The sequence below is a fragment of the Azospirillum humicireducens genome, assembly GCF_001639105.2.
GTDB lineage: Bacteria > Pseudomonadota > Alphaproteobacteria > Azospirillales > Azospirillaceae > Azospirillum > Azospirillum humicireducens.
This window is the reverse complement of sequence record NZ_CP015285.1, coordinates 2,089,837-2,102,276: the sequence shown is the minus strand read 5'-3', so window position 1 is coordinate 2,102,276 and position 12,440 is coordinate 2,089,837. Positions and strand designations below refer to the sequence as shown.

Here is a 12,440-nt window from a genome sequence, read left to right as displayed (position 1 = left end):
GCAGCCATGACCGTAGACGTCGGATCGCCCGCCCCGGATTTCACCATGCCGACCGATGGCGGGGGCAGCGTCACCCTGTCGGCCCTGCGCGGCAAGCCGGTGGTTCTGTATTTCTACCCCAAGGACGACACGTCGGGCTGCACGTCGGAGGCCTGCGGCTTCCGCGACCAGCAGCCCGACTTCTCCGCCGTCGATGCGGTGGTGATCGGCGTGTCCAAGGACAGCGTCGCCAGCCACGACAAGTTCAAGGCCAAGCATGAACTGACCTTCACGCTCGCCTCCGACACCGACGGCGCCGTCTGCGAGGCCTATGGCACCTGGGTCGAAAAGAGCATGTACGGCCGCAAGTACATGGGCATCGACCGCGCCACCTTCCTGATCGACAAGGACGGCGTGGTCCGCAACGTCTGGCGCAAGGTGAAGGTGACCGGCCATGTCGCGGCGGTGCTGAAGGCCGTGCAGGCGCTGTAAACTGTCGCGTGAAGGCGGGGCGCCGTTTTCTCCCGGCCTTGAGCCGTAAGGGATGGACGCCCTGCCGCCCCGGCTATTCCTCCGGCGCGAGGGCGTACGCCACAAGGGTATTTTTAGAATCGCCCCAAACCTGCCTACACTCCGTGCATTCCTGCACCAGAGGCCGCGCAACCCACCGCGGTTTTGGTCCTTCGGCTGCCCCAGGGATGCACGACCAATGAACGTTGCGAATATTGCCCGGCGCCTCGTCGCCGGAGAGTTCCACTATGCGCTCGGCCGCTTCGAAACGGTGCGGCGCGGTTACAGTGCCTTGCGCCGTCTGTCCCCCCGCTCGCGGCAGCGTGCGCCGGCAGGACCGCCCGTCGCCCTGCCGACCCTTCCGGTCAGCGTGTTCACCGGCCGGACGGCGGACCGGGCGCTGGCCGACCTGCGGCGCGACTCGATCGCCACCGGCTTCGACCTGCCCCGCGCGATGGTGGAGGAGATGGTGGAGTTCGCCACCCATTCCCCTCTGCAGCGGCGGCTGCGCGACGAGCGGATGTTCCACCGCCATGAGGTGCGCAATGGCCGGCTTGCCGACGCTTCGCCGGCGGTGATGGGCATCGTCCCCGATCCGCTGGACTGTCCGGCGGTCCGACGGGTCTGCCGCGATCCGCTGCTGATGGAATGCGCCGGGGCCTTCCTGGGGTTCCCCGCGACCAAGATCATCCCGCGCCTGTTCTGGAGCTTCGTCACCGACGCCGGCGACGACGAGCGCCGGCAGTCGGGCCAGACCATCGACTGGCATTACGACGTCCACGATTTCCATTTCTGCTCGGCCCAATTCTACCTGACCGACGTCAGCCCCGGTGCGGGGGAGCATGAGCTGGTCCGCGGCAGCCATCACGGCAAGTCGCTGCGCATGCTGCTGGGCTCCGCCAATGCCCGCGACGAGGAGCTGTTCACCCGCTTCGCCCGCGACCGCATCCTGAAGGTGGCGGGGCCGGCGGGCACCGGCTTCCTGGAGGACACCTCCTGCTACCACCGCGCCGTGCCGCCGGCCGACCGTGACCGGCTGATGCTGCAGCTTTGGCTCAGCTAGTCTAGAGTGCGCCCCGTCACGATGACGGTTGCGGAGCGGACGATGGAATGCCGGGACGGGGATGTCGGGGAGGGGCTGCGCACCGTCGTCGGCCTGATGAGCGGCACGTCGATGGACGGCATCGACGCCGCCCTGCTGCGCACCGACGGGCGTGACCGGGTGGAGGCGCTCTCCTTCCTGACCGTCCCCTATGACGACGGCTTCCGTGCGCGGCTGCGCGGTTGCCTCGGGAGGGCCGACAATGGCGGGCCGGTGGCGGAGGTCGAGCGCGAGCTGACCGACGCCCATGCCGATGCGGTGCGCCGCCTGCTGGACCAGGCGGGCGTCGCGGCGGCCGAGGTCGAGCTGATCGGGTTCCACGGCCACACCATCCATCACGATCCCGACCGGCGCCTGACCCGGCAGATCGGCGACGGCGCCCGGCTGGCCGCGGCGACCGGCATCGCCGTGGTCAACGACTTCCGCAGCGCCGACGTGGCCGCTGGCGGGCAGGGGGCGCCGCTGGTCCCGCTGTTCCACCGCGCGCTGGCGCATGGCCTGCCGCGTCCGCTCGCCATCCTCAACATCGGCGGTGTCGCCAACGTCAGCTGGATCGGTTCAGAGACTTCGGACGGCCCAGTGGCGGAGGAAGCGGATGTGGTGGCCTGCGACACCGGGCCGGGCAACGCCCTGATCGACGATTGGGTGCTGCGGCATGGCCTCGGCCGCTTCGACGCCGGCGGGGCGCTGGCGGCGGCCGGGCATGTGGACGGTGCGGCGCTGGCCGCCCTGATGGCCCATCCCTGGTTCGACCGACCGGCGCCCAAGTCGCTGGACCGCGACGCCTTCGACCCTGCGCCCATCGCCGCCCTGTCTCCTGCCGACGGGGCCGCGACCCTGACCGCCTTTACTGCCGACTCGGTCGCCCGCGTGGTGGCCCATCTGCCGGCCCCGCCGGTGCGCTGGCTGGTCTGCGGCGGCGGCCGCCACAATGCCACGCTGATGGCGATGCTGGCCGGCCGGCTGGGGGTGCCCGTCGAGTCGGCCGATCTCGTCGGCTGGGATGGCGACGCGCTGGAGGCCCAGGCATTCGGCTATCTTGCGGTGCGCAGCCGGCTCGGGCTGCCGCTCAGCCTGCCGGCAACCACCGGCGTGCCGGCCCCCCAATGCGGGGGCGTGTTCCACCCGGCCGGCTAATTCTACTGTGTCATAAAGTGCGCAGTTGGTGGCAGCATGGACATCGCTGAAGGGTTCTGGCGAGCATTCTGGCGATTGCGATGCGCAGGGTGGCGATGGACGTCGGGATGTGGCGCTCAGGGCGGGGCGTCGGCCCCGCGGGGTCGGAAGCTTTCGGGAAGGTCAGGCGCTTGGAGGCGCCCGGAGGGAGGTGGTCCTGAGGGGGGAATCGCCGCCCGTTCCCTAATCAGGAAACCGTAGGCGGCGATGCACAGCGTCGCGTGATGGTGGAATCCGCGCCAGCCCCGGCCCTCATAATGGCCAAGGCCGAGCTCCTGCTTGAGTTCGAGGTAATCGCGTTCGATGCGCCACCGCAACTTGGCGGTCTCCACCAAGGCGTCGAGCGACATTGTCTCCGGCAGCGTCGACAACCAGTACTTGGTCGGCTTCTCTTCATCCTCGGGCCATTCGATCAGCAGCCACTCCTCCGGGCGACGCACCGCCCGCTCCTCGTCGCGGTGCGCGGCGTGAACGCGAACGGCGGCGAAACGGGAGGCCAGCGGCGCGTTCGTGCCTTCCCGCCACGTCACGGAACGCCAAGCCTCCGGCGCCAACCCTTCGGCCAGAGCCTTTACCGAGATCGGTTCATGTCCAGGGGCGCGGCGCAGGAGCTTTGGCGGCCGCCCCTTGCCGCTCCACGGCTTGGGCGGCAGCGGTTCCACACCGGGCGGCCAGACGGTCAGCGAGGACTGGACTCCGGCGACGTAGGTCAGCCCCAGCGCGGTCACGCCTTCGCGCAGGGCGGTGTCGTTGCCGTAGCCCGCGTCCATCAGGACCACGCCCGGCGGCAGACCCGCCGCCATGGCCGTGCGGATCTGGTCCAGCGCGATGGCCGGCTTGGTCTGGAAGAGGACCCCGTCCGGGACGCCGGTCCGAGCCCGGCGCTCCACGTCGCCGGCCCATGTCTCCGGCAGGTAAAGCCGGAAGGCGACGGGAAGGCTGGCGTGGTCGGTTGCCAGCGACAGCGAAACGGCGACTTGGCAATTGTCCTGCTTGCCGATTTGGCCGCAGTACTGGCGCGTCACGCCAACGGAATGGCGCCCCTTCTTCGGCATGCCGGTGTCGTCGATGATCCAGGCGCGGATCGGGCCGCGTTCCAACAGCGCCGGCAAAACCAGATCGCGCACCCCGGCCAGCACAGCCGCATCCTCCCAGGCCGCCTTGGCAACAAAATGGTGCAAGGACTGATGGGCGGCGCCGACACGTCCCGGCTCCACCCGCGCGGCCATCGGCTCGACACTCTTGCGGTCGCCTGGAAGGATCAATCCGGTGCAATAGGCACGAAACGGCGCCGCGCGATCAGCGTGACCCAAAGCCGGAGACAGGCGATCGACATACGCCGCGAACCGTGATTCGATGCCGCCTGCGGTGCCAAGGGGATCCATACCGCCTCTCTGAACGAAGCATGAATCCTCTTACTACAACGAACCGCTGTCCCATTCCAGGTTTTATGACACAGTAGAACTAACCTGACGCCGATTCCAGCAAATCCGCCAGCGCCGCCTGCTGGTCCACCACGCGGAAGTCGGTCTTGCGCTCCATGGCGGCGGCAAGGCGGCGGCGGTATTCGGTGCGGGGGATCTCGATGGCGCCGAAGCGGCACAGATGCTCGGTCACGAACTGGGTGTCGAGCAGGGCGAATCCGGCGGCACGCAGGCGGGCGACCAGATGGACGAGCGCCACCTTGCTGGCCCCGGTCTCGCGGCTGAACATGCTTTCGCCGAAATAGGCACCGCCGATCGACACCCCGTAGAGCCCGCCGACCAGCCGGCCGTCGCGCCAGCATTCCACACTGTGGGCGAAGCCGGCGTCGAACAGTTCGCAATAGAGCCGGATGATGTCGTCGTTGATCCAGGTCTTCGGCCGCTCCTCCGTCGATTCGGCGCAGCCCTCGATCACCGCGCGGAAGGCGCTGTCGAAGCGCAGTTCGAACGGGCCGCGGCGCAGGGTCTTGCGCAGGCTTCGCGGCACATGGAAGGAGTCCAGCGGCAGGATGCCGCGGCGTTCCGGATCGAACCAGTGGAGTTCCCGCGACTCCGCGCTTTCGGCCATCGGGAAGATACCGGCGGCATAGGCGCGCAGAAGCATCGGGGCGGACAAGGTGAACATACCGACGACTATACCCGATCAGGGAATGCAGGCGATGGGGTGAAGCACCGATGCCGACGCGCCGGGGCGGAGGTTCGGCGCGAATGATACTGGTGTCGAGACTGCGCGACAGCAACCTCCTTCCATGGTATGCAACGCTGGGAAGCACAGCCGTGGGAAGACTCGTCATGCGCAGAGCCGTTGCCGCAGCCCTGTCCGTAATGGTTGCCGGACTTTTCGCCGCCAGCCCCGCCTGGGCGCAGAGAAAGGCGGAGCCGGGCAACTTCGATTACTACATCCTGTCGCTGTCCTGGTCGCCGACCTACTGCGCCCGCGACAGGAACGGCCCCGATCCCGACCAGTGCGGGGAGCGGAAACACGGCTTCGTCGTCCATGGCCTGTGGCCGCAATACACCGACGGCAGCTATCCCGCAACCTGCACCCGCGACCGCAATGTGCCTAAGGCGGTGGTGGACCAGACCATGACGGTGATGCCCAGCGTCGGGCTGATGATGCACCAGTGGCGCAAGCACGGGACCTGTTCCGGTCTGACCGCCACCGACTATTTCGCCAAGCTGCGCGCCGCCGCCGCCAAGGTCGCGATCCCCGATCCGTTGAAGGCGCCCGGCCCGACCGTGCCTGCCGTCCAGGTCGAGCGCCTGTTCCTGGAGGCCAATCCCGGTCTTACCGCGGAAGGGGTGGCGGTCGTCTGCTCCCGCCGCGACGTGTCGGAGGTCAGGGTCTGCCTGAACAAGGATCTGGGCTTCATGAACTGTGGCCAGAAGGTGGTCGACCGCTGCCGCGACCGCGACGCCGCCTTGTCGGCGGAGGTGGCGCCGGCCCAGCCCCGGACCTTCAACGCCGCTCCCGCCGTCCCGGCCCTGCCGCCGGCTCCGGCCGCGGCGCCCACTCCGCTGCGCTGAGGCGGTCAATCGCTTTCCGGCCCTGTCGCCAGGGCCGCCATCGCTGCCGGGATTTCCGCCAGCAGTTCGCGGGCGAGGAAGCCGAGCGGGCCGATCCCCGGCCTCACCATGCAGATAGACGCCCCAGATGGCGGCCTGCTCCGGGCTGGCGCCCGTCGAGTCACCGGCGGGCTCCAGGCGGGTCAGCAGGTCGGCGGTCAGTTCCGCCATCGCCGCCTCGTCCATCATGCCGGGGCCGATCAGCACGGTGTCGCAGCGCGAAGCCCGCTCGGCCAGCGCCTTGCCCAACTCGGGGGCGATGCCGCCCTCCGCCGATCCCGGCCAGCAGGGCGCCGCCCGGCACCGGCACGCCGCCGGCGATAACCAGAACCCGGCCGCGGGTTTCCTTGTCGCCGTCGCCATCCGGCTGGGGCAGGGGCATGCCGCGCAGCAACTCGGCGGTGACGGGAACTTCTTCGATGCAATCCACGGGCGTGTCTCCTACCGGGCGGCGACGGCGGCGTCCGGCTCGGCTGTCACCGGGGCGCCGGCCTCCTCCAGCGGGGCGACGACGTTGTAGCGGTGCAGGCACAGCCCGCCGCGCGGGCCTGCCTTCGCATCGAACCGGTATTCGGTGACGGAACAGTTGGCGACATCGCCCGCCATGTCGATGGCCAGGATTTCGTCCTCCGTCATGGTCTCCAGCAGGTAGCGAAGGCACAGCACCACCACCTGATGTCCGACGATCAGCACCCGCCGACCGCCGTGATGCAGGCTGATGGTGTCGAGCGCGCTGCGCAGCCGCAGGATCACGTCGCACCAACTCTCGCCCCCCGGCGGGCGGTGGTAGAACTTGCCCAACAGGCGGCGGAATTCGGCCTGTTCCGGAAACTCCTGGCGGATGCCGGCGGTGGTCAGCCGGTCGAGAACGCCGAATTCCTTCTCGCGCAGCCGCTCGTCGATGACGAAGTCGGCCGGGTCGACCGGCAGGCCGCCCGACTGGTGCAGCCGCTCTGCCGTTTGCAGTGCCCGGCGGTAGGGCGAGGTCAGCACCACGTCGGGTCGATCCATCGCCGGCATGGCGGCGAACCAGCGGCCGAGCGCGTCGGACTGCCGCTCGCCGAGTGGGCTGAGCGGCACGTCGATGTCGCGTTCATCGATGTCGATCCGGACGAGGCCGGCCGCGTGCGCCGCATCGCGCGCGACGTTTCCGGCACTCTCGCCATGGCGGACGATCCAGACTCGGTCGGGCCAGCGCTGCTGCATCGGCGATCCCGTTGGCTGTTGGTCGAAACTGTCGGGATTAACCGTCGGAGGAGGCGAAAGGTCCCGCCGCCTGACCGCAGGCAGTATGGCAGCCATGCTGTCCGGTCTTCCGCGGCGTCCAATCGGCACCTTGCCGGTGGCGAAGGCCGGGCCACACTCTTCTGTCCAGTTTCACCATCTGAATGGATCGGACATGACGGACAGCCAGGACGCGGCCCCCCTGTTCCAGCCGGTGACGATCGGGCGCTACAGCCTGCCCAACCGCATCGCCATGGCGCCGCTGACCCGCAGCCGCACCGACAACGCCACCGGCGTGCCGACCGCGATGAATGCCGAATATTACGCCCAGCGCGCCAGTGCCGGCCTGATCATCGCCGAGGCGACCCAGATCTCGCGGCAGGGCAAGGGCTATGCCTACACCCCCGGCATCCACAGCGCCGAACAGGTGGCGGGCTGGAGGCTGGTGACCGACGCCGTCCATGCCAGGGGCGGCCACATCTGCCTGCAGCTCTGGCATGTCGGGCGCATCTCCCATCCCGACCTGCAGCCGGGCGGCATTCTGCCGGTGGCGCCCTCCGCCGTGAAGCCGGAGATCAAGGCCTTCACCGTCGACGGCTTCAAGGACATCCCGGCTCCGCGCGCGCTGGAGATTTCGGAGCTGCCGGGCATCGTCGAGGATTACCGCAAGGCCACCCGCAACGCGCTGGCAGCCGGATTCGACATGGTCGAGGTGCATGCCGCCAACGGCTACCTGATCGACCAGTTCCTGCGTGACGGCACCAACCGGCGCACCGACGCCTATGGCGGCTCTGCCGAGAACCGCGCCCGCTTCCTGTTCGAGGTGCTGGACGCCGTGGTGGCGGAGGCCGGGGCCGACCGGGTCGGCATCCGCCTGTCGCCGCTGAGCCCGGCCAACGATGCGCAGGAAAGCGATCCGGTCGGCACCTTCAGCCCGGTGATCCGCCGGCTGAACGGCTACGGCCTCGCCTACCTCCACATGATCGAAGGCGTGACCCGCGGTCCGCATCCGGGATTCGGCGGCGACCTCGCCGAGCTGCGGGCGCTCTACAAGGGCCACTACATGGCCAACAACGTCTATGACCGTGCCATGGCGATCCAGGCGGCGGCCAGCGGCCATGCCGACATGATCGCCTTCGGCCGGCCCTTCATCGCCAACCCCGATCTGGTGGAGCGGCTGCGCATCGGAGCGCCCCTGGCCGAGCCGGACCAGAAGACCTTCTATGGCGGCGACCGCCACGGCTACACCGATTATCCAACGTTGAGCCAGTCGGCAGCCTGACCACTCGCTGCACGGGAGGCGAGCAGAACGCATCCGAGTCGCCCGCCGATGGCAGGGTGAATGGGCGGGAGACCGGTAGCCGGGTGGCACTTCGGTGCCGTCCGCCTCGGTCCGGAGCGTGGGAGTGGCGGCAAGCGTGAGCCTGGGGTGGGGCATTTAACGGCGATTCGGCCATCTTTCCTTTGGAAGGCTTGACCTGGGACCGGATCCCTGTGACAAAAGACATTCGGCACACTCTATGAGCTTGAAGACACATGTTCGACCGCCCGCCCCGCCAGGGCTTCCGCGCTCCCGAGATCACCAAGTCCAACGTCACCGCCACCGTGAAGTGGTTCAACCCCACCAAGGGGTTCGGCTTCGTGTCGCCTGAGGACGGTTCGCCCGATGCCTTCCTGCACGTCTCTGCGGTTCAGGCCGCCGGCTACGACGCGCTGGACGAAGGCACCACCATCACCTGTGACCTGGCCCGTGGGCCGAAGGGTCCGCAGGTGGCCTCCATCCACACGGTCGATACGTCGACCGCTCAGCGTTCGGCCCGTCCGCGGACCGGCGGCTTCGACCGTGGCGGCTATGACCGCGGCGGCTACGATGCCGGCGGCAGCAGCGGCGGCGAAGAAGTCGACGGCACCGTGAAGTGGTTCAATGCCGACAAGGGCTTTGGCTTCATCACGCCCAGCACCGGTGGCAAGGACGTTTTCGTCCACGTCAACGTGCTGCGCCGTTCGGGCATGCAGACCCTCCAGGAAGGCGATCAGGTGCGCGTCACCGTTCGTCAGGGCCAGAAGGGTCCGGAAGCGGGCAAGGTCGAGTACCTGTAAGGTTCGGGGTATCCCGGACCTCGACCGGACGGCGCCCGTTTTCGGACGCGCGCCGGCTCGGTTGGCTCCGCTCATCTGACAAGCGTATCGAAGGCTTGAACGCTCGTCGTTCCGGTCTTCCCGGTGAAAATCCGGACTTTTTCCGCACGGTGCCTCCCCTCGGGGGCGCGCCGTGCGTTCTTGTCTTTTTCGTTATGGTTTCCTGCGGTCCTGGCTCTTGAGTGATCCGGCCGTGGCCCGGTTCGGCCCGGCTGTGCGTTGCATGTGTCTTCCGCTTTTCCCATTCGGTACTCTGTTCTTTGCGCCGCCCTTCGGGGCGGCCGGCGCCGCTTCCCGCGCCTTGTTTCGCCGCCCTTTTCGTTGCCGGGGGGCTTTCCCGCATGATCGAGATGCTGACAGTCCAGCTTCCGGCCCTTTTTGGCGGCGGAAGCGAGGCGGACATCTGGTGGTCCGTTGCTCAATTGGTCGGCTTGTGCGGCATGCTCGGCGGCATGCTGTGGCCTTTTTTCCGCAGCCGCCGGGCGATGCTTCTGGTGCAATTGGTGCCCTGCCTGGGCTTCGCCTTGCATTTCGCCCTGGTGGGCGCCCCGACCGCGGCGGCGCTGAACGGCCTTGCTGCGCTGCAGGTGCTTGCGGCGCTGGCGCTCGGCGCTTGGCCGGCCTTCCGAATCGTCTATCTGCTGATCCTGCCGGCGATTGCCGCAGTGATGGCCATGACCTGGACCGGCCTGCCGTCCCTCTTCGCCGCCGGCGGCATGGCGCTGATCAGTCTGGCGCGTTACCAGACCCGGGTTGCGGCGTTCCGTGGCACCATGTTGGTGGCGTTGCCCTGTTGGTTCGTGCACAACTGTCTGGTGGGGTCGATTCCGGGAATGGTCTCCGATCTGACCGGAATCGCCGTCAATGCCTGGAGGCTTCTCAGCGACCGAACGGCACCGCACCCACCAACACCAACGGGGCCAACTCCAATGGGCCCAACACCAATGCCGCCAACGGCCAGGGAGGCGAAGCTGTAATGATCACCCACCACAGCAACCTGTCCGCGGAAGATGCCGCCGCGCTGCGTGCGATACCGCTTTTCGCCAAGCTGTCCGACCGAGCGGTTTCGTTGCTGGGCGGTGTCGCCATCGTGCGGCCGGTGCCGCGGGGCACCACCCTGTTCCTGCAGGACGAGCCCGCCGACCGCTTCTTCGTGCTGCTCGATGGCTGGGTGAAGCTGTACCGCCTGACCCGTGACGGGACGGAGGCGGTGGTCCATGTCATCGGTCCCGCCGAGAGCTTCGCCGAGGCCGCCATGTTCGCAGACGGAAAGTTTCCGGTCTGTGCGGAGGCGGTGACCGACGCCCGCGTCATGACCCTGACGGCTGACGGATTCGCCCGCTGTCTGCGCGAGGACGACCGGATCGCCTTCGGTATGCTGGGCTCGCTGTCGGTGCGCCTGCGCCATCTGGTGACACAGATCGAGCAGTTGCAGGTCCAACCGGCGCCGCAGCGGGTCGCCGCCTTTCTGATGCGGGTCTGTCCGCCCGGCGATGGGCCGGCGCAGTTCCAGCTTCCCTTCGACAAAGCGCTGATCGCGCGTCGCCTGGGCATGCAGCCGGAAACCCTGTCGCGGGCACTCGCCAAGCTGCGCGCCTCCGGCGTGGAGACCCAGGGGTTGACCGTCAGCGTGGCCGAGCGCGCCGCCCTGCGCGCCGTGGCCGAGGCGGGCGAGGAGGAGTGACTGACCCGCCCGCCGCCGCTTGTGACAGCGTCGGCGGAACGGCTAGACTGGATTGACGGCGATTGCCGCCGCGTGCGAGTTTGCACCCCTCCCAGTACCGGGTTTGTTCAGGATTTCGAGGCAGCGATGGGCGACAGCAACACGGTGGCGACGGCATCGGATCCGGCGCGGGATCTGGTGGCCTTCGCCGGTGACCGGCGCTTCGCCACCGTGATGGCGGACCCGCCCTGGCGCTTCGTCAACCGCACCGGCAAGATGGCGCCGGAACATCGCCGGCTGTCGCGCTACGGCACCATGACGGTGGAAGACATCTGTGCCCTGCCGGTCGCCGACATCGCCGCCCCCACCGCGCACCTCTATCTCTGGGTCCCCAATGCCTTGCTGCCGGAAGGCCTTCAGGTCATGCGCAGCTGGGGGTTCGAGTACAAGACCAACCTGATCTGGCACAAGGTGCGCAAGGACGGCGGGTCGGACGGTCGCGGGGTGGGGTTCTATTTCCGCAACGTGACCGAACTGATCCTGTTCGGTGTCCGCGGCAAGAAGGCCCGCACGCTGCCCCCCGGCCGCACCCAGGTCAACCTGATCGAAAGCCGCAAGCGCGAGCACAGCCGCAAGCCCGACGAACAGTATGAACTGATCGAGGCCTGCAGCCCCGGCCCCTTTCTGGAAATGTTCGCCCGCGGCGCCCGGCCCAACTGGTCGGTGTGGGGCAACCAGGCCGACGACAGCTATGAGCCGACCTGGAAGACCTACGCCTTCAACTCCGCGAGCGACCGCGAGGCGGCGGCGGAGTAGGGGGAGTACTATCGTCGCGGCCCCCTCCCCATCCCTCCCCCGCTTCGCGGGAGAGGGGGCAGGATCGTTGCGGAGATTCTGCAAAGGAACAGCGGCAGTCCCCTCTCCCGCGTTAGCGGGGGAGGGTTAGGGAGGGGGCAAACACCCCTCTCACAACACCCCCAACGCCACCAGATCGCGCCGCAGCGCCTCGGCGCCCAGGAACAGGTGCGCCGACATGCCCACCGACTTGGCCGCCTCGACATTGTCGGGGTTGTCGTCGATGAAGTAGCAGTGCTTCGGTTCGAGACCGTAACGATCGATCAGCAGCCGGTAGATCGCCGGGTCGGGCTTCACAAGTCGTTCCTGACCCGAAACGATGATGCCGTCGAAGCCGTTCAGGAAGTCGAAGCGCTTGCGCGTCATCTCGAACTTGTCGGCGGAGAAGTTGGTGATGGCGTAGACCGGGACTCCGCGGGCCTTAAGTTCGGCCAGGATGTCCGGCGTGCCGGGGATCGGGCCCGGCACCATGCGTTCCCACATGTCGTCATAGGCGCGGATCAACTCGGCGCAGTCCGGATGCTCTTCGGTCAGCTGGGCGACCGCCTCGCTCCAGGGACGGCCGCGGTCCTGCTCCAGGTTCCAGGCGGGGGTACAGACCCGGTCGAGAAAATCCTCCATCAGGTCTTCATAGCCGTCGAACAGCTCGCGGTAGAGATGCCGCGGATCCCATTCGATCAGCACCTGCCCGACGTCGAAGACGACGACGGTCGGCGTCTGCGGCTCAGTCGTTGCGGTCATG

At 68.1% G+C, this 12,440-nt stretch carries 14 protein-coding genes; 10 read left to right on the top strand and 4 right to left on the bottom strand.

Annotation, left to right across the window (positions count from 1 at the left end):
* The first annotated feature begins 6 nt into the window (after positions 1-6).
* The 3 genes from bcp (at position 7) to A6A40_RS09820 (ending at position 2,728) form a co-directional block, all read left to right on the top strand.
* Complete coding sequence (bcp, locus tag A6A40_RS09830; RefSeq protein ID WP_063635225.1) at positions 7-471, top strand: thioredoxin-dependent thiol peroxidase; 465 nt, start codon at positions 7-9, stop codon at positions 469-471.
* A 217-nt stretch (positions 472-688) separates the two neighbouring features.
* Positions 689-1,552: a phytanoyl-CoA dioxygenase family protein gene (locus A6A40_RS09825; protein WP_063635224.1), complete on the top strand. Its 864-nt coding sequence runs from the start codon at positions 689-691 to the stop codon at positions 1,550-1,552.
* Between the two features lie 42 nt (positions 1,553-1,594).
* Positions 1,595-2,728: an anhydro-N-acetylmuramic acid kinase gene (locus tag A6A40_RS09820; RefSeq protein WP_063635223.1), complete on the top strand. Its 1,134-nt coding sequence runs from the start codon at positions 1,595-1,597 to the stop codon at positions 2,726-2,728.
* 116 nt (positions 2,729-2,844) lie between these two features.
* Here A6A40_RS09820 and A6A40_RS09815 read toward each other — a convergent pair whose 3' ends face one another.
* A complete protein-coding gene (locus A6A40_RS09815) occupies positions 2,845-4,152 on the bottom strand; it encodes an IS701-like element ISAzs1 family transposase (RefSeq protein WP_063635222.1) in 1,308 nt (435 codons plus the stop codon).
* 79 nt (positions 4,153-4,231) lie between these two features.
* Positions 4,232-4,876 carry a leucyl/phenylalanyl-tRNA--protein transferase gene (gene aat / locus A6A40_RS09810; RefSeq protein WP_063635221.1) on the bottom strand — a complete coding sequence of 215 codons (645 nt, stop codon included), beginning with the start codon at positions 4,874-4,876 and terminating at the stop codon, positions 4,232-4,234.
* Between the two features lie 167 nt (positions 4,877-5,043).
* Between aat and A6A40_RS09805 the strand changes: the two genes are divergently transcribed.
* The gene (locus A6A40_RS09805) at positions 5,044-5,778 is read left to right on the top strand and encodes a ribonuclease T2 family protein (RefSeq protein WP_063635220.1); all 735 of its coding nucleotides are present in this window, start codon (positions 5,044-5,046) and stop codon (positions 5,776-5,778) included.
* A 127-nt stretch (positions 5,779-5,905) separates the two neighbouring features.
* Positions 5,906-6,337 (top strand): hypothetical protein, encoded by a 432-nt coding sequence (locus A6A40_RS31270; RefSeq protein WP_063635219.1) that lies wholly within the window; start codon positions 5,906-5,908, stop codon positions 6,335-6,337.
* Here the strand turns inward: A6A40_RS31270 and A6A40_RS09795 are convergent.
* On the bottom strand, positions 6,259-7,023 hold the full coding sequence (locus A6A40_RS09795; protein ID WP_063635218.1) for a histidine phosphatase family protein: 765 nt from the start codon (positions 7,021-7,023) through the stop codon (positions 6,259-6,261). The genes A6A40_RS31270 and A6A40_RS09795 overlap by 79 nt on opposite strands.
* Positions 7,024-7,216: 193 nt before the next feature.
* On the opposite strand from A6A40_RS09795, the gene A6A40_RS09790 reads away from it, so the two are divergent.
* The 5 genes from A6A40_RS09790 (at position 7,217) to A6A40_RS09770 (ending at position 11,659) form a co-directional block, all read left to right on the top strand.
* A complete protein-coding gene (locus A6A40_RS09790; protein ID WP_063635217.1) occupies positions 7,217-8,323 on the top strand; it encodes an alkene reductase in 1,107 nt (368 codons plus the stop codon).
* 254 nt (positions 8,324-8,577) lie between these two features.
* A complete protein-coding gene (locus A6A40_RS32270; RefSeq protein ID WP_014248651.1) occupies positions 8,578-9,141 on the top strand; it encodes a cold-shock protein in 564 nt (187 codons plus the stop codon).
* Positions 9,142-9,521: 380 nt separating this feature from the next.
* Positions 9,522-10,157 (top strand): YgjV family protein, encoded by a 636-nt coding sequence (locus tag A6A40_RS09780; protein ID WP_063635216.1) that lies wholly within the window; start codon positions 9,522-9,524, stop codon positions 10,155-10,157.
* Positions 10,157-10,864: a Crp/Fnr family transcriptional regulator gene (locus A6A40_RS09775; protein WP_063635215.1), complete on the top strand. Its 708-nt coding sequence runs from the start codon at positions 10,157-10,159 to the stop codon at positions 10,862-10,864. Before A6A40_RS09780 ends, A6A40_RS09775 begins: the two co-directional genes overlap by 1 nt.
* A gap of 126 nt (positions 10,865-10,990) precedes the next feature.
* Positions 10,991-11,659 carry an MT-A70 family methyltransferase gene (locus A6A40_RS09770; protein ID WP_063635214.1) on the top strand — a complete coding sequence of 223 codons (669 nt, stop codon included), beginning with the start codon at positions 10,991-10,993 and terminating at the stop codon, positions 11,657-11,659.
* Positions 11,660-11,809: 150 nt separating this feature from the next.
* Here A6A40_RS09770 and A6A40_RS09760 read toward each other — a convergent pair whose 3' ends face one another.
* Positions 11,810-12,439 carry an HAD family hydrolase gene (locus tag A6A40_RS09760; RefSeq protein WP_063635213.1) on the bottom strand — a complete coding sequence of 210 codons (630 nt, stop codon included), beginning with the start codon at positions 12,437-12,439 and terminating at the stop codon, positions 11,810-11,812.
* Between the last annotated feature and the right edge of the window lies 1 nt (position 12,440).